This is a genomic window from Bradyrhizobium sp. 142 (assembly GCF_023074015.1).
GTDB lineage: Bacteria > Pseudomonadota > Alphaproteobacteria > Rhizobiales > Xanthobacteraceae > Bradyrhizobium.
On record NZ_JADPKQ010000394.1, the window covers coordinates 33,436 to 54,101 of the forward strand.

Sequence of the window (20,666 nt, forward strand, 5' to 3'; positions counted from 1 at the left end):
GCCGCCCACTCGGGTCCGCTGGTGTAAAAGATGGCCAAGTGCTGTTTGACGACTTCAAGAGCGGCTCGGCCGCCCGGCTGGCCGGCAAGTATCTTCAATATGGACAGCTGAAAGCTCACATGCGCACGCAAAGATTCAATGAAATCCCGACGATACCGGCGCTAGCCACGGCCGGGTAGCGCACATCAGCGCTTTCACACGAAAACCTTGCCGGATAAAGCTAACGAGGCAGCACAGTACCGCATTCATATGCAGCCTTTCCTGGACAAGCCTGCGCAAGGCCTAGGAAGGGGAAGTCACGATCGACGTCTATGGCTTCCTGACTTATGCCACCAATGCCGAGAACACTTCATTTTCCAAGGTGCCAAGACTGGGATCGAGGCCACGCAGCTCATCAATGTGATTGCATATCGATATCTGTGATCCAGTCGAGCAAACGAGTCAATCCCGCTAGGTCTTCCTAACCGATGAAATCACGCTCGCCTTGTGGTCGCATCGCCGCCTTCTCGCGGGTGATCGGGCGATGCCGGTTGTCTTGTTTGCGACGTGCTGTCGATCTCCCGACAAGTCCGCGTGGAGAAGAGCGAGCATCTATTCAAGCCGTCGCAGTTGGCATGGGCTTTGAAGAGTGAGATCCCATCGATTGCTCAGGAGTGCAGGGATGGCTTGCGGGATGATAAGTCTTCAGTTCATGGCATGGATCGGGTCCGACTTCGGGCCTCCAATCTTTGGCATCAACGCAGTGGCCTGCGCATGAATCGCCTCCATGATCGACCTCGCTCGATCCCGATGCGCGCCGTTACCATTGCACGATTGCGGTGATTGGCCAATTCTGGCGCGGCATTTGCAACCTCTTCTTGGCGCTTATCGCATGCGAAAATCGGAGCCGCGCTGATCGAAGCCCAGCGTCCAAGCCGTGGTCCGTTTTTGCGTCTAAACGTGCGGTCGCATGAGGCTGCCCGCGAGCAACATCTCAGGCTGACCGCGAATTCACCTCAGAACGTAATACTCTAGTGAAAGAAGCGGTATTTCGTTCGCCGACGCAAACGGCGGCATGATCATATGGACAAAATAGCCAAGACAAAGCCGCCATTAATCTCGCAACCAGAAGGGACGAGACGGGCGGCTATCCGTCGCTTCTCTATCGAGCTCGGCGAAACCGCGAAACTCGCGTTACCAATGGTGCTGACGCAGGTTGCGCAGGTTGCGATGATGACGACTGATCTTGCCTTCATCGGGCGCATCAGCGCTGAGGCGCTCGCCGCGGCAGCCCTGGCAGGCCGGCTCTATCTCATTAGCGTCACCTTCGGCGTGGGACTACTAAGTGCCATCGCGCCTTTGGCGGCGCGGGCGTTTGGGGAAAATAATCTAGGCGCGGTACGGCGCTCGCTGCGCATGGGCCTATGGATGGCCCTGATCCTGTCATTCCCGATCATTGCTGTGGCGCTGCGAGCAGAGCAAATACTGCTCGCCTTGGGCCAGACCCCAGATGTGGCGCAGCTCGCCCAGCAATACCTCTTCGGACTAGCCCTCGGCACGGCTCCGGCACTGGCGTTTTTGGCTATCCGCAGTTTCATGGGTGGGGTCAATCGGCCACAGCCAGTCTTCTGGATTACGCTATCAGCCATCCCCCTCAATGCGTTGTTGGTCTATATTCTGGCCTATGGGAAGCTTGGGCTGCCCCGGTTGGAGCTATTCGGGGCAGGTCTTGCGACCACGCTGGTCAACTGCAGCATGTTTTTGGCCGGCTTGTGGTTCGCTGCACTGCGCCGGCCGTTCCGTGAGTACCATGTGCTTGCGGATCTCTGGCGGTTCGATTGGCGCGCAATGCGGCAGCTCATCGCAATTGGGACGCCGATCTCCATCGCTTCATTGATCGAGTCGGGACTATTTTGGGCCACGTCGCTCCTTGCGGGCTTGATCAGCAACAGCGCACTGGCCGCTCACCAGATTGTTGTTCAGATTTCCGCGACCCTGTTTATGATTTATCTCGGCATTGGGACGGCCGCTGCCGTGCGCGTTGGCCATGCCGCCGGCCGCGATGACCGTGCAGGCGTCAAGCGGGCGAATCTGGCGGCGATGTTGCTCGGTATGGTCATAGCTGCAACGCTAACGCTTACGTTGATCACCGCGCGTTTTGAGATCGTGGAGCTGTTTCTGGGCAGAGCGGCCCGCGATTCCGAGGCAACGATCAGCCTCGCTGCAAAGCTCCTCATCGTCGGCGCAACCCTCTTTATCACTGACGCCGCCCAGTGCATTACGGCAGGCGGCCTGCGCGGGCTGAAGGACACGCGGGTGCCGCTGCTGTTTGCGACTATTGCTTGGTGGCTGATCGGCTTTTCCCTCAGCTATTGGCTCAGTCTGAAGATCGGTTTGGGCGCCGTCGGTATATGGATTGGCTTGTCGACCGGAGTCACAATCTATGCGGCGATCCTCGTCCTGCGGTTCCGCCACTTAGCAAGTCGCCCTCTCTGATGCGCGCGCATCACTGATGGCAAGCGGCGACGATACGCCGGGATGCTCGCCCGTGCGGTTGTGACCGGGCCGAACGCAAGACGCACTGAAAATTGAAGGTTTCGCGTCACGGCGCGACTGCAGGGATAACATAACAAGAGATAGTAACTCGACTAGCATCGTATTTTTCGATCATTTCATTTCAAAAAACGATAGCCAAAGTGGTTAGCTCGTTTGAGTGCGAGTAGGAATCCTCAAGGCGTCCCTGGCGATTTGCAGGCTTTCCAACTTGTCACTCCTGCCAGAATGGCTCAACGGGTCCCTCCCTTCGAGAGCAACGCCGGCAAATCGAGCGGCCCAGCGGCGCGCACCCGGCGTCGATACGATCACGCTTAGTCAGGGCATATCAATTTTCGAGACGCCGACCGGTGTCTGCGAGCGCCACAGCTGTGAAAAGCCTGCCAAGCACACGAGATGCATCGCATTCGCCGGAATCAAGCCGCCACGCGAAACGATCCGCGGGCAGCATCAGTCACGCTTCCTGGCTCAATCGCGACGTCGACCAGATCAGGATCGGCTAGGGCGCCGAGCAGGTTCTCTTGGACGCGGCTTTTGCCACCCTTGCTTGCGAGGCCATGTTATCGACGGCTTGCTGGACATCCTACCTGACGTCCTCGCCGGATTTGGGCGATCCTCGGGGCCTGTGATGAATTCCGTGGCTTCGCGCTGCGCCCGCAGAGGTGCATCAGGCGATCATGATCAGACCAAACCACTGACGCCGCAGCCTCCGTCCAAGACAAGCCGGGCCGATCTACGGCTGAGGAGAGCTGCTGGCGCTCGCACGCCGCTAAATCCCGGCTCGGGACCGGCCGTCGCGCTGGCCGGGCTTTGGTCAGCATGGCTGGGAGCGCCATACCCGCATTGCGCTCGCGCTAGCGATCAGCCTCGGCTCCAAGTCAATGGCGCTGGGCTGCGCCAGCCAAGTCCTGGTCGCTCCCGGTCCGCTACGTTCCAGCTAGACGAAAGCTTTACGCATGTTCGACCGACCGAACCGGAATCGGGTTCTCATCGTGCTGTTCGATGGGCTTCGACCCGATCTCGTTAAACCATCTTTGACGCCGAATCTGGTCAGGCTCCAGCACCGCGGTGCGGTGCTGGCCAGGCAGCGCACCGTCTATCCCAGTGAAACACGAATAGCGCTCACGAGCCTCGTCACTGGCGCGACGCCGGATCGCCACGGCATCATTGGAAATCAATATCTCGACAGGCAGTCGCCGATACCGCGCTCTGTCGACACGAGCGACGCGCGCCTGATCGAGCACCTTGATGCCGCGAGCGAGGGCCATCTACTCGGTGTGCCATCACTTGGTGAGATCCTCGCGGCGAACGGCAGGACCTTCTCAGTCCTCGCTTCCAACTCGGCGGGGGCAACGCGCCTGCTGAACCATAAAGCTCGAAAGTTCAGACAAGTGACGCTCTCCGGCCACTTCCCTTGCATCGCGACCTCCGCCGAGATGCTCAGACAGGTGGAGACCCTGCTGGGGCCGACGCCTGCGCCGCCGCCCCCCGGCAACCCAGATCTTGCCTCTCAAGCCTTTCTGACTTCAGCGTTCCTCGACGTAATCTGGCCTCAAATTCGGCCCGACGTCGCAATTCTCTCCTTCGGCGAGCCCGATATTTCCTCGCATGATTGTGGGACTGGCGCGCCAAAGACGCTGGAAGCGATCAGCTTTGTCGATCGGCAGTTGGGCCGCGTGCTCGATTGGTGGGAGGCTGAGGGCGTCTCCCTTGGCGTGCACCTGATCGCCGCCTCCGATCATGGACATGTGACGGTGCATGCGCGGGCCGATCTATTTGAGACGCTCGAGGCTGCCGGGCTGCGCTGCGGCCCGGCACCGGCGGCCGGGATCGATGCCATCGTCATACCTGGTCAAGTCGGAGCAATTTACCTCACCGAGCCATCGGACGCCGTTATCCGCCGCACAGTAGGATCGATGATGGAGCGGCCCTGGTGTGGTCCGGTGTTTACCGCGGGTGGCGCGGTCGATGGCATTGCACCGGGCAGCTTTGCCCGCCATTTGGTGTTCGCCGACCATGCCCGATCGGCGGACATTCTGTTCTCGTTCCGGTCGGATGACAGTCTCGATCCATTTGGCCTTATGGGCCGCACCTGGAGTGCGGATGGGGCGGTCGGCTTCGGAGTGCACGGCGGGTTGCATGCCAAGGAGATGTCGTCGGTCGGCATTTTGGCGGGACCGCTGATCAAAAACGGCTTCGTCTCGCAAGTTCCCTCAGACATTTGCGATATTGCGCCGACAGTGCTCGGTCTTCTGGGCCTTTCGCGACCGGCAACGATGACCGGTCGTGCGCTCGCAGAGGTCTTTATCGATGATGGACAGGACGTGCCTCGTACGATTGAAAAGATATACGAGACCAGCAGCGGCGCATACCGGCAGCACCTTCGTCGTGTGCAGGTCGGTGAGGCAGTCTATCTTGATTTTGCTGGCGTCGTGGGGCGTCCCAATAACTGACATAACTCAAGCTCGATCTGCGTCCCGCAAGGGCCGGTCTGCTGTCATCGATGGTGGAATTCGTCGAAAAATTCGATGCAGCGCCAAATTTAAGCGCTGGCTCGAGAGTCATTGCATCAATTCAAACCCTCATGTTTGCTACCATGTACGAACAAATACACCCATCTCCGTCGGGGACCGATTTATGTCGAAAGTTTCACCATTTCATTCAACGAAAACCTGGTGCGCGAAACGTCTATCACGACAACGACAAGTGTACCCAGGGCAATAACATCGAACGGCAGTATCTCGCCTCCGGCACCGGAGGGCGGCCGCGCTGCGAACATTGCGGCCGCCTAGCCTAGTTCGCAGCTGCCGTGGCGGGTAAAATGAGGCCCGCCACGGGGCTGGGGCAGGAAAATATGTCAAGCTTGAGAGGGCAGCGTTCTTTGCTTCGTTTGCGTCGGCTTGGCCTCCGCGGTGTGCTCGCTAACCCAGTTCAAGACAAACTCCGGCCGAGGTCACTGGCAGATTTTTCCGATGGTCGATCGGTCGGCTTGATTGATTTTCAGGCAGCGCTTTCAAGTCGGCTTCATCGTGCCAGTTGGGTGGCTCAGTTCTAATCTCAATTCATTTGGCGAAGCGTTCTGGGCGGCTTTGCCCGGCTAGTAACGTAAGCGATTAGCGGCGCATTGTGCACAAGCATTAGGACCACGTCCGGAATCGCTGTTTGTCGAGACGTCTCGCGATTGACGCTGCCGCACAGAAGCAGGTGGCCAGCCCAGGAATAGCAACCATATGGCCGCTGACGATCTTCCCTTTTCATCTACGGTCTCATCCGTTGTCGATGCCTTCTTGAAAAAGCTCGAGGACCAGAAAACCCTTTCGCCGGCGTCTTTGTCGGCGCTGCGAAAGGCACTGGCGGATCATCAATTGGACGCCGAGAGCCTGCGGGCGGCCATTTTCAACGCTGCTGAGCCGAGCAATGATCCAGATTGAAGAAATCGAAATTGTCGAGTTCCGTGGAATTCGTCATCTCAAGCGCTCGTTGGGCCGAAGGAGTTTTGGCATTGCGGGGCCGAACGGTACTGGCAAGAGCGGCATCGTGGATGCGATCGAATTTGCCCTCACCGGGAACATCACTCGTCTCGGCGGCGCGGGCACGGCGGAGCTGAGTGTCAAGGCGCACGCTCCACATGTCGACGCGAGCAAAAAGCCCGAAAGCGCGTTCGTTCGCCTGCAGGTCTATGCGCCCGCTCTCAAAAAGAGCTTCATAATCGAGCGGAGCGTGAAGAATCCAGGCGCCGCGGTACTCAAGCCGAGCAGTGCTGAAACCAGGGCGCTTCTGGCGCAGCTCGAAACCCATCCTGAGTTTGCCCTGTCTCGTCGAGAAATCATCAAATACATTCTCGTTCCTGCAGGCAAACGATCACAATACGTCCAAGAGCTGCTGCGCCTTGATCAGCTCGAAAAGCTGCGGGTCTCACTCCAACGCGTTGCCAACGATGCAAAACGCGACCACGGAAGGGCCGAGGCGGAGGATCGGCGGACCAAGTCCGATTTCTTTCGCCATCTCGGCATTGCCACCCCAAACAAAACTGATCTGCTTGCTTCTGTAAATGCTCGTCGAGCTGTGCTGAAGCTCGATCCTGTGGCGGACCTCGCGCCGGAAAATGCCTTGAAGGTAGGCATCAATCCAGATGCCGAGCACGGGGCGTCGCAGCCGTTCTCCAAGCTCAGCGCCAACAATGACCTTGCGAGCTTCCTGAAGAGGCTGGCTGTCTCACAGGAAACAACCATAGCTGGCGCAAAGTCTGAAGCAGTGGCCGCTCTCGCCCAGCTCACGGACGATCCGGCTCTGTTAAGGGTTGTCAAGCAGCGCGCCTTGGTTGAGCGGGGTCTTGAGCTCGTCGAAGGAGACGCTTGTCCGCTGTGCGACGGTCCCTGGGAGATGGCCCTGCTGGCAGCGCATCTTCAAGAGAAGATCGCAAAGGCAGATGCAGCCTCGACCGTATTGAAGCAACTGGCCCTGGCGATCGACCCCCTCGCGGCTCACCTGCGGGCTGTGGCGCTTGACGCGGGCAAAGTGGCCGAATGGTGCGAAAAGGCCAATCCTCCTATAGATGCCGCGTCGCTGCGGTCCCACGCAAAGGCCGTCGACGGTGACCGCGACACACTAGACAAGGTCGTCCGCGACCCGGCAGCGATCGCCGAGGCGCTGCAAGCCCTTGGTCGACTGGGGGCATCGCCCGCGGTCGAGTTGCTTCAGCCCACCGATCGTCTGGCGGCCTATATCGATACGCTCTCCGACCCTTCAAAGGAGGAAGAAGCCAAGGAATTCTTGATCGTCGCCCAGGAGAAATACGATCAATGCCGTGGGACGCAGCAGACCCTCAATATCGCGGCCCAGCAGGCCGAAACAGCTTCTGCGGTGTTAAGCCACTACGGCACGGTCAGCACCGCAATCTTGGAAGGCATCTACGACAAGGTGCAGAAGGACTTCACCGAATACTACAGTTTCATCAACCGCGACGATGAGGCCAAGTTCGAGGGCAAGCTCTCTGCATCATTGGGCAAACTGGCCTTCGATGTCGACTTTTACGGACGAGGCAGATTTCCTCCCGGGGCCTACCACAGCGAGGGCCATCAGGATGGCATGGGGCTTTGCCTCTATCTTGCACTGGTGAAGCACACGCTCGGCGACGGATTTACGCTTGCCGTCCTCGACGATGTGCTGATGTCGGTCGACGCCGGCCATCGTCGTGAGGTTTGCGCGCTCCTGAAGCAGAAATTTCCAAACACGCAGTTTGTCCTGACCACTCACGACGGCGTGTGGCTCAAGTTCATGCAGAGCGAAAAGCTGGTTCAGAGCACTCTTAGCTTTGGCGGCTGGACGGTCGACAGTGGCCCACAGGTCTGGAACGAAGGTGACGTCTGGACGCAGATCCAGAAACACCTCGCCAATGACAATGTATCCTTGGCGGCAGGGACTTTGCGACGCTATCTGGAGTTCACCTCGACGATCCTTGCGGATAATCTGCGCGCTCGCATCGAATATCATGGAAACGGACAATACGACCTGGGCGATCTCTGGCTCGGGGTGTTGGCCGCATGGAAGGCCCGCCTCAAAGAGGCGCGCGACTCCGCGTCCTCATGGGGGAAAAATATTCAGGATGCCGAAACGCTCCAGATAGAATCCAAAAAGCGGGTGGCGGCGACAAAGTCCGAAGAGTGGATGATCAACAAGGCGGTTCACTACAACGCCTGGGCGGACCTGCAATCGAAGGAATTCGCTGCGGTCGTGAGTTCGTTTCAACAATTGCTTCAAATGATGCAGTGCCCCAACACCGATTGCGGCGAATTCCTCTGCGTTTCGCCCATCAAGGGTGACAAGGAAGTGCTCCGCTGCAGTTGCGGCGCCGTCAGTCTCAACCTCGTGCCGAAGAAGAACTGATGCTCCTCGGCCTGACCAGACCGTCGCTGACGCGTGTATGTGAACCTGTGGCCACGCACCCTCGAGGCCGGACCATGCGGTGAAGTTGGTCCGCCCGTCGCCCCGCGCCCGCTCTGGATCGACCGGTAGCGCCGATGACGGATCGCGATGATCGCGCATTCATTGCGGCCTGACACCGCCATGATGATGATGGGCGCTGCAGCTGCGGTTGCTGCCGACGATGATGGCCGCAGGGGTTCAGGATCAGGCCGCACGCCGGTCGGCGGCCGGCTTCTGCGCGGGCAGAAGGCCACTGAATAGCGAACAGCGCATTCGCCGGAGCGCCTGTCTTCGAAGCGATAAGCCGCCACCGGAGGACGGCTGCGGCCAAAGGTTCGGGTTTGCGGGTCTCTTTGCCGCTTACCTATCACCTTATACGCCCGTGCTCCGGTCTGAATCTGATTGTGACAGAGTTCCCGGACATGGACTTGATGCCTTTGAGAGATGCGTCATGCGAAGCGTAGTGGCGGACCAAGTTGGTCAAGAGGTGCCGGCTCCAGCCGGGGCGCGCGCCGGTCCGCGTGCAGTGGCGTAACTAGTCATCAGGGCGCCGACGACGGTCCTGCCGTGTAGCTCACGCGTCATTTCAGGGCGTCACAGCCTAGACTATGATTCGGACCGGGAGTGCGGAATAACCGTGCACGAAGTTCGATGCAACGCGCTCCGGATCGCCAACGACCTCGACCTCCATGCGTTTATTCAGTATCTCCTCCCAGAGGACTTTAAGTTGCAGCTGCGCGAGATGTCGACCAAGGCAACGATGGATGCCGTATCCGAACGAGAGATGTTGGCGCACGTTCTTGCGATCGATCGTAAATTTGTTGGCGTCCTCGATGACCTCATCGTCCCGGTTGCCAGAGATGTACCACATTACGACCTTGTCGCCTCGCCTGATTTGTTTGCCTCCCATGATGATGTCCGCGGTGGCGTTGCGGCGCATATGTGCGATGGGCGTTTGGTATCGAATAATCTCGGACACAGCGCTCGACACCAAGGCGGGGTTATCTCGTAGCTTTCGTAGCTCGGAGGGGTGCTGGTTCATGAACAGCAGGCCACCGGTGATCGAATTGCGCGTGGTGTCGTTGCCCCCCACGATCAGTAGAATGAGATTGCCAAGAAACTCACGTGGCTCCATATGCCGAGTCCCGGACGAGTGCGCCATCATCGAAATGAGATCAAATCGTGGCTCGGCATTTATCCGCTCCCGCCAAAGCCGAGTAAAATATGTCAAACACTCGGACAGGATTGCGCTTCGCTTGCCCCAGCTGTCGATCGCCTGCCCAACCGTCGGCGCTGCAACGGCTACGTCCGACCAGTACGTCAGGAGCCGGCGATCCTCGAACGGAAAGTCGAAAAGCGTGGCCAGCATCTGCGTCGTCAACTCGATCGAGACCATATCGACCCAGTTGAAGGCTTCATTGCGCGGCAGGCCATCAAGGATTGTTCTAGCGCGACTGCGGATTAATCCTTCGAGTTTTTCCAAATTGTCCGGTGCGAGTATCGGACTTACGGTGTTGCGCTGCGCGGCATGTTTGGGAGGACCCACCTTGATGAAACTCGGTGTCCAATGTTCCTCGGGCACGTCGAGGATCGTGACACCTTGCTCTGACGAGAATGTTTTATGATTTGTATCGACGGCCACGATATCGCGGTATTTCGTTATCGACCAATATGGTCCGTATGGGCTGTCTTGGCAGTGGTGAACGGGATCTTCCCTTCGCAGCCGCTCGAAGCAAGGCCATAAGCTATCATCTTGAAATCGTCTAGGTTCGCTTACATCTAGATCGCTCAACGGGATGCCGCGCACATCTTCGCCTCCGCGCATCGTTTTCATGACCATGTCCTTTGGTCTTTTCTCTTTGGAGAACCATGATCTCGACAGGTTGTAACCGCATGGATTGCGTGCCGAGTGCTTCAGTTGGGAAGAGCTTCTCGCCGAAGCGGCAGAGAATATTCAAAAAACTCAGCGGCGCCCCCTACCAGTTCCGGCAGGAGCGAGATCGCCGCCACTTTGTCTATGCGAGCGGAACGCCGCTAGATGAGTCGGCCACGTCTCTTTGCGGAAGACTCGCGGCGGCCCGCTTGAATTGTGACTGCTGCGAAATAGGACCTGACTTCGGCATGCCCGATCTCAACAACGCGATCGGGCAGGGGACCGACGCGGTGGTCGCGGTCGCGCGTTCGATCAAACAGAAGATCGAGATGTTTGAACCGCGCTTGGGCAATGTTCCAGCGGGATGTCAAAGACCCAAGCAACAATTCCTTCGGCGCCTTGCGCGCCGTCAAATGGCCGACTGATCCGATCCAAGCACGGCCTAGGCCGCGGCGGCTTCACCATTTATTATCCTCGCCGCTGGTGCTGCTAGGAACGTGCTTCCACTTTACTTCCTTGATAAAGGGCATCGTCTAGCTCGCTCCTGTGGCGTCAGGCGCGTGACGGGGCGCTCGATCTGCGCCAGTAGCTCGTCAATGGTCAGGCACGGCGCCTCTGGCGCGACGCTCTGCGCGTCTTCCGGCAGTACAGGCATCGGAACGTGCGGAAGTTAAAAGATGTCCTCGCCCGCCAGCCCGCCCTACACCCGCGAGGTGATGCATGCGCTGATCGCGCACTTCGAGCGCATCGGCCAACGTGGCTGTTGCTGGAACACGTGACTGGGCGCAGGCGTGCTCGCACATCGTGGCGGTCGGCCGCTTGAAATGGATTCCTGGCTTGAAGCATACCGGGAAAGACAACTACGCATGGTTCAGGTTCGATGCCCGACACACGAGCCGCCGTGTCTCCCACGGTCGTGAGCAGGGCGAGATTCTTCCGGAATGGTGCAGGACATGCCAGCAGTGCGGCAAGGCTTAAACGCTGCAGCGCTCCAGCTCGCGGTTCTGTTCGGGGGCGTGCAGAACGCGCGCATGCCGCGAGCGTTTGGCGTTACATCTAGCGTTACAGCATGATGCACCGCCGCGCGCCACGCCCGCCACGCAAGGCACCACCAAATGGCTTGCTACGACGACAAACTGGGTGACAGAAACGATTGCGGGGAGACGACGAGGTATCACCATGAGTAATCGTCACCACCGCCGCGCTGATCTGGCTAAAATCAAACGCAATACACCTGGCGCCTTGCTGACGTATCTGGTCGAGCCCGGCGACCCGGCGCTCGATGGCATGCCGCTGCCCAAGGCTGCGGCGGGCGACAGGACCGGCCGGTCTCGAAGATGGTCGTCACTGCCTCATCTGCAGTTCGTACCTGTGACCAGCCGGGACATCGGCGATGTTGCTCAGCACGCCTGACATCGCCAAGCCGGCCACGTTGGCACCGCCGGAATATGCCGGGCGTGCTGGGAAGCCTGATCTGCCCGTTGAGGGAGCCGTCCATGGGCGAGGTTAGCACGATTGGTCTGGATATTGCGAAGTCGGTGTTCCAGGTGCATCGGATCGATGTTACGGGCGCGGTCTTGATCGCAAGCGGGTAAGTCGGGCAAAGGTGCTGGAGTATTTTTGCCAGCTGGTTGGGATCGAAGCATGTCCATCAGCGCATCATTGGGGCCGCGAACTTCAGGCGCTTGGTCATACGGTCAGACTGATACCTCCGAGCTATGTGAAGGCTTACCTCAACCGCAGCAAGAATGATGCGAATGATGCGGCTGCAATCTGTGAGGCTGTGACGCGGCCGTCCATGCGTTTTGTCCCCATCAAGAGACGACGGAGCAGCAGACCGTTTTGATGCTGCACCGGACCCGACAATCGCTGGTGCGCCAGCGTACCAATGTTGAGCAATGCACTGCGCGGGCACCTGGCCGAACTAGGCGTCGCGTAGGCCAAGGGGCGCAACGGGACAGCGGAGTTACTAAGGATTAGCGATTGTCGGGGACGAGAGATATACAAGGAACCGAAGCTGTCGCTGGCGGCATGAGGCAGGCCCACAACGAGATGGCAACACCAATAGGCGAGGGCATGACGACTTAATGCAGATACGGTCGTTCCGGGAATCGGGAGAACCCGCTTTCGGACCGTCCACGCCCGGTGGGCGAGGTCGAACATCGCGAAGGCGGAAATGATGAGGCTTGCCCCGGGAGGACGACGCTCGCACTTGGACAGCAGACTCAGTGTGCGTGGCTTGAGGATGGGCATGTGACCCGATGAGGCAATTTTCGCGCCTTATTACTTGAGCGTGGCGGACTTCGGTCCGCCTGCGCGGACGCGCTCTTGTGTCACATACCAGATTAGGTAAGCATGAAGATCAGCCACCGTGCTGTACATAGCCGATCCGCGCTGGAAGATTGTGGTCGCCGACCGCGCGAAGAGAACCGCGATGTGGTTGCAGCGGCGCCTTGATCTGCTTTGATTCCGCTCGACCGACCAGATAGAAGAAAAGCGTGATGGAGTTTTCTGTGATTGCACTCTGGCCGCCCAACTAAAGTTTCTTCCTTCTGGATCAGCCATGAGAAGGCTCAGTACCGGCGTCGGTTGCGCTAATCAGAGATGTCTTTCAGTGCTTCTACCAAAAGCCTATTGTCGTTTTCAGTGCGGCTTGCGATGCGCAAGAATCGTTTGCCATTCTGAAGCGTCTTGCCGCCATTGTGCCTGATCAATATCCGTCTATCTTTTAAAAGTGTTGAGGCGATCACGTCCCCATCCGGCCAATGGGGCGGGAGTTCGCAGAACACGAAATTTGCGTCGGGCTTCAGAACTCTCATTCCGTCGATGCTGCGCAGGTCTGCGTATAGTTTGTCCCTGTCGCTGCCTACCCTCACCCAACTCTGCTTTGCCGCGTGCGCCAGGTGAGGAAGCTTGCTTAGAAAAAACTCAGCAAACGTATTGACATTCCACGTGGGGAGGGCGGCTCTAATTTCGTCCATCGTCTGTACATTTGCTGATGCCGCATACCCCATCCGTAAACCGCATGTCCCGTAAATCTTTCCCAGGCTTTTGAGAACGATCACATTGGGAAATTCGAGCAAGTGGTTTTCCAGGCTCGCACTTCGCCCGAGCTCACTAAACTCGATAAATGACTCATCGATCAGTAGGAGTTGCTGTTGAGCTCGAAGCGCGGAAGCGAGATATAGTAAATCCGCATAGGGAACCATCCGCGAAGTGGGATTATTCGGCGATATCACGACTGCGCCGTCGACACCATTTGTACGCGCAAATGCTGCATAGCGGTGCACATCGAGTTCAAAATCTGGCGGTGACAGGAAAAAGCGTGACAACCGCCCGGGCAAGGCGGTGGTTTCATAGGGATTGAAGGTTGGGACCGGGACAGCAATCCTCATACCCAGTCGGCCAAGGAGGATGGGAATCAGTTCAGCCACGCCATTGCAAATGACAAGATTATTCGCCGGCGTCTTCACCGCATCCGCAAGAAGCTGGACCATCTGCGCATTGGGAGAGGGATAGCAAGTAATAAGCCGCGGTAGAGCGTTCTTAAGTTCGTCAAGGAACGCCTGCGGCGGAAAATAAGGATTTACCAGAAGGACGAAGTCCTTGATGTCATATTTCCAATAGCCGCCGGGGAATCGGTTGACCAGGTCAGAGACCTCGTCCGGCCTAAGGGATACGGCGATTTGTGCTGCGCTGTTCATGAGTGCGACTAGCTCAACGTTTCAGGACAAACGAAAATCGTAGGATGGTCGCGATCTCTCGACAAGCTCCCGGCGAACAAGCATCGAGCAGTGCCGATCCGTGCGGAAATGTTCTCGGCAACAAGTCTGGTGCACGCCGCGGTTGGCGAGACTACACGTCATCATGTGACCTGCATGGAGTGAAGCCTGCAAGCCCAAGAAGGCCAGTCGCTGGATCATACTTCCATCCGCAATCAAAAGGAGCGACTGGCTAAAACCACCGATGATGCGACGGCGAAGATGCTTATTGCCGTATACATTGTTGCGCTGAGTGGTGGCACGCGAACAGGCGCGACATGCGCTATAGCGAGCAGCAAGAAGGCAATGTTCACGACGTCAGGAAATGCTTCAGCAGGAATAAGAGGCTTAAAAAGAAATAGAAGCGCCAGGAGCGGCACGTCGTATGACAAGGGGACGCCCAAGAAGCGTCCATCACGCGACCTGCCAAAGTTCGCAAAGTAGCTAAGCCTTATTGCTCCCGTCACCAGTAGAGCGGTTGCGGTCGCAAGCGCGACTTGTGAAGCTTGGCTGACTTGTACCACAACTACCGCAGGCACAACGGCTCCATAGACGATATCTGCAAACCCGTCGAGGCTCGCTCCCATTTTTGCGACATCTGGATCGCGACCTTTCGTGCGACCTGCCACAAACCCGTCCAGGTGGTCCGATAGAACAGCCCAAAGCGCTGCTGCCACAGATAGCTCAAGGCGGTCAGAGAGAGCTAAAAACAGGCTGGCGGAGGAAAAGAGAAGACCTGTGATCGTTATCGCGTTCGCTGGATCCCAAAGGTATTTCAGCATTGAACTCTCACCTCGTTTGCAAATCACGTCTCGCCGTGTAGGCCTTCGTTCGGTCCTTGAAAATGCGCTCGGCAATCTCCAAATCGTCAGCATTATCAATTTCGTACCAGCTGAGGCCATCGCATCGCGCCGCGGCGAGCTGTAGGCCTCGCCTCTCTATCAGATAACCCAAAAGTTCTTCGGTGTAGGTCTGCCGAGCTCCAGCGGCGATGATATCGTCCAGTGTCGGAACGATCGTTGCCTTGAGTGTCGGCGCCGAAAGCCGTAGAAGGTTCATCGTCTTGAAAAGCTTTGGGCCATCCGCAACAAGATTTGCCGCGGTTTGCTTCAATCGAAAACCTGAGATGAAGCCGTTCTGCGACAACAGAACGGCCGACCCTTCCATTGAATCATCGAAGGGAACGACTGCAGCTACGTCAGTCCCCCGGCAGACCATCAAGTGTCGCAGCGCATCCTCTTCGAAAAAGACGTCGCCCTCGAGAAGAAAGCAGTCTCCGGAGAGAAGAGCGTCGCGCGCCAGCCACAAAGAATAGGCGCTTCCGGTGCGGTCGAAGACGGTCGACTCGACATATTTGATTTTGAGTTCGCCAAAGTGGCTACCGCAGGCATATTGAATGGCGTCTTTGCGGTAACCCACCACGATCGTCACCTCTTCCACGCCGACAGATTCCAGATTGTGCAGAGCGTTGTGAAGAATCGAAGTGCCGTTGACCTCGACCAGCGACTTCGGCCGCAGATCTGTCAGAGGACGCAGGCGAGAGCCGCAGCCAGCGGCGAGAATGACGGCGTTCTTGGGAGCATTGGTCACCGTTTAGTTCCTTTTTCGTCGCGCCTCTAAGGTGAAACACCGACGGACTTCTTCGGCGCCAGCTTAGGCGTGCTGAAGCGAGATCAGGTCTGCCGGAGCCATCTGAAAATGGAGCCCAAGCGTGAAGACAGACAAATGGTCCTCGTCGGTCCTTTCTCCAGAGAGAAGGGAGGCGCTGGATCCGGTGCCTCGAGCTGCCGAGATGGCAAGGTGCGCATTTCGGTTGAGTGAGGCGTGCTACGCAATCTAAGGACATCTCAGTGCAATGATTAGGCATTTGAGATTGCAGTCGAACCTGGCCAGCTAGGAGGAAGTCCAGGACAGTAGGTCTTCGACAACGAATATGCGCTCCTGTGTCGACGAAACCCTATTTGCGCAGTTCAGCGTCGGGCCGCAAATATCGCGTTTCCGCACGGGCGAGTTCGTCGTACTTGAACAGTTCGAAGACTTCCTCGAGAGTAGCAATGTGCGGCTCAATGCTCGCGGTGCTTTCCTCAGCGATGATGCGACCGCAGACTTGACGCATTGCCGCTATTGCCGCTCGCATAGAGTGGTTGGCCCAGATCACCGTAGAGATGCTGGCTTTGCGGTATACAGAAATCGGTGTTCGATAGTATTTCGTCGGAACGATCACGACCGGCAATCTGTTCTGCCAAGCGCGCGCGAACGAAAGGATTTCGTCCGCGGTGCTCCTTCGCGAATGAATGAGGATCGCATCGGCTCCCGCGTCGGCGTAGGCGTGAGCGCGCGAAAGTGCTTCGTCCATCTCATGCCCAGCGATCAACGCCTCGATCCTTGCCACCAAGATCAAGTCGTCCGCGACTGTATCCTTCACTGCTCGGAGGCGGCCAGAGAATTCGTCGATATCGGCGAGGGGGTGCCGATGCCCAACAAACGAGTTCATCTTCGGAAAGCAGCTGTCCTCGAGCGCGACGCCGGCTGCTCCACGCTGACGGAGCCTGAGTGTCACGAGGCGCGCATTGTTGAAATTACCGAAGCCGCCATCTCCGTCAACGAGCACAGGCAGTTCGCTCGAATCCACGATCCGCTCGACTACGTCTACGAGTTGGCTCCACGACGCTTCGTTGGCATCGCGGTAGCCCAGGGAGCAGGCAATAGACAGGCCAGATGCCCAGAGGCCTTTGAACCCTGCGCGCTCAGCGATTGCGGCGGAGAGACCATCATGCGCTTCCATGAGGAACGATAGCTCTCTGCGGGAGCAGATTTCGGCGCGCAGCATTTCAGCACGTGAGGAACCGGCGGATTGATCAGGGCCGTTGGCGAGAACAGATGGTAATCGGTCTTGCATGCCAATTCCTTGTGATGACCGGCCTAACGTGTAGACCGGCCGATTTCATCAATCGATAGGTGACATGCTTCCGTCATCTAGATCAATTACGAGGGTTGGTAGTTGACCGGGCCCGCAAACCTGTTCCGTGTCGGGGTGCTCAAGAGTCATTGCTAAACTCCGCCGATCATTTGAGCGACGGCACAAATTGAAAGCACAGCTGTGCTCTGGTCGAGGCGCCGACGAATGCATCATCGATATTGCATTTGTCGACGCGGTTTTGAGACTGCGCGATCTGCGCGAAGGCTTCTGAAGTCGATGGCATTCTAGAGAGTTCGGGCTCAAGCAAGTCAGGGCGCGAATTCATTGTGGACGCGCGCGCCTTCAAGGTTTGGGGAGGGCGCAGTGCGCCAAATTCTGATCCCCGCAGCGGCGGCATACCATCGCGACCGCCGCTTTCTAAGGGCGGGAGATGCCTCGATGGCATACTGAGAAAATCGGTGGCTCAGTTCCCCGAACTTGAAGCGAGCTCTTCAGCCAGCTTTAGTGCGAGGATCGGAATGATGTTCGCGCTGAGGGGTATTATGGAGTCGCTTCCTTCGGGGCATCGAAGCACGGCGCGGTTTAGTTGAGCCGGAGATTCGGCGGAAACCCGGCGACACTGGGCGCTGGCCGACGCCGCGTCGTCCTGGCGAAGGCGGTGGCGATGAAGGCGGAGACGACGCGCCGCCCGCTCTTGCCGGCGTGCGCCAGCGCGTTGCGCATGAAGTGCACGCGGCAGCGCTGCCAGGTGGCGTTGAGCACCTTGGCGACGGTGGCCTTGATGCCCTTATGGGCGTCGGACACGACCAGCTTGACGGCGCGCAGGCCGCGGCGGGCGAGCTTGCGCAAAAACGCCGTCCAGAACGTCTCGGCTTCGGAGGGACCGATAACGGATGGCAAAATCAACTCGCATGGTTGCTTCCTGAAATCCCGCCACGCGTCGCGAGCTATGCGCCCGTAGGTGCGAAGACTGATGAGGCGCGTAACTGGATACAAGTCGGTTGGGCGCTACTGCCAAACGTTTAGGAGGATGTTGGCAGCAGGCCGATCACCGCTGAACTTCCCGACAACCTATCACTGGAAGAAAGCATTGCAGCGCTAGACAAGTACACCCTATGGGCAAAGTTGGCTCTTGCTGAGGGTGACATCATGCAACGTGGAAGAGGCGAATTCAGAGAAGCGAATTCAATGTAGTGAGAACCGCAGAGACGGCCACACAAAGTTCTTATGGAAACGTGCAACCTATATTCAATCACACCACCAACCGAGCCGCATCTTCGCGCTCTTCTGCGTGGTCAATCGCTACGTCGGCAACTTGCAGCCCGTGCCGGGCGTCTTCCCCAGCTATCCCGCGCCTGTGATCCGTAACCAACCGAAGCCTAGGACTGAGACGCGCGCTGAACTTTCACGCACGCTTCATTTGTCTGTAGGGCGCCGCGGTCTTTCCTGTCCTGCCGCGTGCGAGGCTCGGCTTGTGACGGCTTCAAACACCGCAATACGCCGGTCGAGTTGCCATAGCTCGATGTCGTTGGCATCAACTAGCTGCTGAGCACGTTCCCGTGCTTCCTGCTCGTCGGCACACCGCAAATTTGCCACGCTTATAACGTGGCGGTCGTGATCCAAAAGGTAAGCTCGGTAGTGCGCCATCCCACCCCCCAAGGTCCGCGCTCATCCATCAGTGTCCGGTCGATGTGCTCGGCTTGTTCCTTGTCAAATTTGACCGCCAGACCCTGGCTGGCTTGATCATCGGACCATCACCTCAATCCTTCAATGAGCGTTCTCCAGCCGAGCGCATCGTTCGCCGTCAGAAGCGAACCGCCAAGCGTTGCCAAGTAGTTTGGCAACTTGCAATCGGGACGCGCGTTCATATTGCCGACAAACGAGGCGACCGAGTTCTTAAGGTCGCCTTGGTCGAGATGATCGAAGGCTCGTTGCTTGCACCGCTCGACATATTTGTCGCGCGTCATGTCAATTTTCAGGGAACGTTGCATTTTCGCCTCCCCAACCGATGACTGCTTCCAATAGTGGAGTTGGAACGGAGCGGATTTGGCCTGTCTGTTCGAAAAGCGACAAACAGACGCTCTTTTGGTCGCAAGTGTGGGAATTAGGATACAGACGCACGTCGCGACCGCACCTGTCGGCGCCGGGCGGAGTCCAAGCCAGATACCCGGGCCGCATCTTGTCTATGGTTTCCTGACGACTACGCCGAATGCGGTGGTCGCACCGATCCATCCGAAGGCGATGCCGGTGATCCTGACGACGAACAAGGCGCGATGTGTAAATGCGGCCGTTGGGGTAAGGCGGACATGCGGCCGTCCCCCTGGAATTTCGCATCAGACACCCGTTGCGCGCCAACCCTCAATTCGACCTGGTGCTGGCCTGTGTTTGTACCAGAAACCGCGGAACCTCGAAATCTCGGGTGAGTTACAGAACCGAAGAGGATTTGGAGGGTAAGCGGTAATCCAATCGTGCGCGTAATAGCACGCTGGAGTTCTGTTTATCCGTACGTCCTCTTTATTGGGCAGTATTTGAACAGTGAGGTGACAATGAAAGCATCCCTTCTTCTTACTGGCGCGCTCATCGTCGGATGCGCCGCCCCAGCACTCGCTGACGAGTTCTACGTCGTGCAAGGACCGAGCCACAACTGCACGATTACCTCCACGCGCCCGGCGGACAAGGAAGTCGTGACGCAGATCGGTCCGATGGCCTTCAAGAGCCGCGTCGAAGCTGAAGACCGCATCAAGCAGACCAAAGTCTGCGAGGAAGGCACCGTTGGTAGCAGCACCAGCAGCACGACCGTTATCAAAGAGAAGCAATGAATTTCTGATCGAATTCTGGCGAACTTCGAGAAAGATCGCGCCCAGGTGGGCGCGACCTTTTTTGTTTGGTGCGCCCAGCATGGGTGCACTCTTATGGGTGAAAGTCCCATCGTGAGTTGATCACAACGAGCGAAGTGAAGCGCAACTGCATGAGGGCGACCGATTGTGGGGAGGAAGCGTGGAACGAAGCTGCGGGCCGATGGACAAGAACCGGATAGAAGGCGTTGCCGACCAGGGCGAGCGGGCCAGAAACCGCGAAGCTCTCGTGATCAAGGGGAAGCGGCGTAGATCCGGCGGCCGTGCAGTGAAGGAGTGCGTTCTTACCTGGGGAGATCTCGCCTTGTGCCCGAAAGGGCGACGGTGTCGAGCCGGAGCGAGAAGTCAGCCGAGGCCGAGTGTGCGCTGGGCAGCGCATGAGTCAGGAGGGTTCAAGTCCCTCCGGCGCTCGAATGAGGAGCGCCGTATCCAAAGGCGGGGGTAATGCCTCGTCGGCCAGCGGGTTTACTCGCTGGAGGACAGGGTGTCCGGAGCGATCCGGAATCCGAAGGGTTTGAGGAGAAGTATCGGGCTGCAATCAATGGGGGCTACCCCGACGATGAACAGGTCGGCCAAAGATGGGGCAAGGTCGAGCCCGCACTATGGGGGCGAAGGCGTTACTCATTCACCCATCGAACCAAGGTGTTTGCTGACGGCACGATACGGAAGACTGATGCGTGACCCCAGGAGACCTGTCGGTGTCCAAGGTTTTAAACCAGGTAAGCGACCCTATAAGCGAACGCGAAATGGGAAGCGATGCACCGCCAGGAGTCGGAGAACGTAATAGTACCTGAAGCGCG

16 protein-coding genes and 4 pseudogenes are annotated in these 20,666 nt (G+C 58.0%); 13 read left to right on the forward strand and 7 right to left on the reverse strand.

The features are described from left to right. Positions 1–38: 38 nt before the first annotated feature. The 6 genes from IVA82_RS36450 to IVA82_RS36475 all read left to right on the forward strand — a co-directional run bounded on the left by IVA82_RS36450 (position 39) and on the right by IVA82_RS36475 (position 8,718). Positions 39–179: a hypothetical protein gene (locus IVA82_RS36450; RefSeq protein WP_247493773.1), complete on the forward strand. Its 141-nt coding sequence runs from the start codon at positions 39–41 to the stop codon at positions 177–179. Positions 180–1,062: 883 nt separating this feature from the next. Further along, complete coding sequence (locus IVA82_RS36455; protein WP_247493774.1) at positions 1,063–2,475, forward strand: MATE family efflux transporter; 1,413 nt, start codon at positions 1,063–1,065, stop codon at positions 2,473–2,475. Positions 2,476–3,488: 1,013 nt separating this feature from the next. Continuing rightward, positions 3,489–4,985: an alkaline phosphatase family protein gene (locus IVA82_RS36460; protein ID WP_247493775.1), complete on the forward strand. Its 1,497-nt coding sequence runs from the start codon at positions 3,489–3,491 to the stop codon at positions 4,983–4,985. 777 nt (positions 4,986–5,762) lie between these two features. Further along, positions 5,763–5,963, forward strand: a complete 201-nt coding sequence (locus IVA82_RS36465) for a hypothetical protein (RefSeq protein ID WP_247380553.1) — start codon at positions 5,763–5,765, stop codon at positions 5,961–5,963. Then, positions 5,950–8,418, forward strand: coding sequence for an ATP-binding protein (locus tag IVA82_RS36470; RefSeq protein WP_247493776.1), 2,469 nt, complete (start codon positions 5,950–5,952; stop codon positions 8,416–8,418). The genes IVA82_RS36465 and IVA82_RS36470 overlap by 14 nt, the downstream gene beginning before the upstream one ends. 147 nt (positions 8,419–8,565) lie before the next feature. Continuing rightward, positions 8,566–8,718, forward strand: coding sequence for a hypothetical protein (locus IVA82_RS36475; RefSeq protein ID WP_247380546.1), 153 nt, complete (start codon positions 8,566–8,568; stop codon positions 8,716–8,718). A gap of 340 nt (positions 8,719–9,058) precedes the next feature. On the opposite strand, the gene IVA82_RS36480 is transcribed toward IVA82_RS36475, so the two are convergent. After that, on the reverse strand, positions 9,059–10,282 hold the full coding sequence (locus tag IVA82_RS36480) for a cytochrome P450 (protein WP_247380578.1): 1,224 nt from the start codon (positions 10,280–10,282) through the stop codon (positions 9,059–9,061). Between the two features lie 44 nt (positions 10,283–10,326). Here IVA82_RS36480 and IVA82_RS36485 point away from each other — a divergent pair, with 44 nt between their 5' ends. The 3 genes and pseudogenes from IVA82_RS36485 to IVA82_RS36495 all read left to right on the forward strand — a co-directional run. Continuing rightward, complete coding sequence (locus tag IVA82_RS36485; RefSeq protein ID WP_247493777.1) at positions 10,327–10,755, forward strand: hypothetical protein; 429 nt, start codon at positions 10,327–10,329, stop codon at positions 10,753–10,755. Between the two features lie 754 nt (positions 10,756–11,509). Continuing rightward, complete coding sequence (locus tag IVA82_RS36490; protein ID WP_247493778.1) at positions 11,510–11,743, forward strand: hypothetical protein; 234 nt, start codon at positions 11,510–11,512, stop codon at positions 11,741–11,743. 83 nt (positions 11,744–11,826) lie between these two features. Next, positions 11,827–12,266, forward strand: a pseudogene (locus IVA82_RS36495) (IS110 family transposase); the annotation flags it as partial. A gap of 426 nt (positions 12,267–12,692) precedes the next feature. Here the strand turns inward: IVA82_RS36495 and IVA82_RS36500 are convergent. The 6 genes and pseudogenes from IVA82_RS36500 to IVA82_RS36525 form a co-directional block, all read right to left on the reverse strand. Beyond that, positions 12,693–12,866 (reverse strand): hypothetical protein, encoded by a 174-nt coding sequence (locus IVA82_RS36500; RefSeq protein ID WP_247493779.1) that lies wholly within the window; start codon positions 12,864–12,866, stop codon positions 12,693–12,695. A 58-nt stretch (positions 12,867–12,924) separates the two neighbouring features. Continuing rightward, entirely contained in the window at positions 12,925–14,034 is a 1,110-nt protein-coding gene (locus IVA82_RS36505; RefSeq protein WP_247493780.1) for a histidinol-phosphate transaminase, read from the reverse strand. 233 nt (positions 14,035–14,267) lie between these two features. Next, a complete protein-coding gene (locus IVA82_RS36510; protein WP_247493781.1) occupies positions 14,268–14,873 on the reverse strand; it encodes a CDP-alcohol phosphatidyltransferase family protein in 606 nt (201 codons plus the stop codon). 7 nt (positions 14,874–14,880) lie between these two features. Beyond that, positions 14,881–15,681, reverse strand: a complete 801-nt coding sequence (locus IVA82_RS36515; protein WP_247493782.1) for a phosphocholine cytidylyltransferase family protein — start codon at positions 15,679–15,681, stop codon at positions 14,881–14,883. Between the two features lie 367 nt (positions 15,682–16,048). Next, positions 16,049–16,921: a phosphoenolpyruvate mutase gene (gene aepX, locus IVA82_RS36520; RefSeq protein WP_247493787.1), complete on the reverse strand. Its 873-nt coding sequence runs from the start codon at positions 16,919–16,921 to the stop codon at positions 16,049–16,051. 688 nt (positions 16,922–17,609) lie between these two features. Next, positions 17,610–17,899, reverse strand: a pseudogene (locus tag IVA82_RS36525) (transposase); the annotation flags it as partial. Positions 17,900–18,238: 339 nt separating this feature from the next. Between IVA82_RS36525 and IVA82_RS36530 the strand changes: the two are divergent. The 4 genes and pseudogenes from IVA82_RS36530 to IVA82_RS36545 all read left to right on the forward strand — a co-directional run. After that, positions 18,239–18,380, forward strand: a pseudogene (locus tag IVA82_RS36530) (SOS response-associated peptidase); the annotation flags it as partial. Positions 18,381–18,711: 331 nt separating this feature from the next. After that, the gene (locus IVA82_RS36535) at positions 18,712–19,023 is read left to right on the forward strand and encodes a hypothetical protein (RefSeq protein ID WP_247380533.1); all 312 of its coding nucleotides are present in this window, start codon (positions 18,712–18,714) and stop codon (positions 19,021–19,023) included. A gap of 151 nt (positions 19,024–19,174) precedes the next feature. Then, positions 19,175–19,285 (forward strand): annotated as a pseudogene (locus IVA82_RS36540) (SOS response-associated peptidase); the annotation flags it as partial. 272 nt (positions 19,286–19,557) lie between these two features. Continuing rightward, positions 19,558–19,830, forward strand: coding sequence for a hypothetical protein (locus IVA82_RS36545; protein ID WP_247380532.1), 273 nt, complete (start codon positions 19,558–19,560; stop codon positions 19,828–19,830). Positions 19,831–20,666 lie beyond the last annotated feature (836 nt).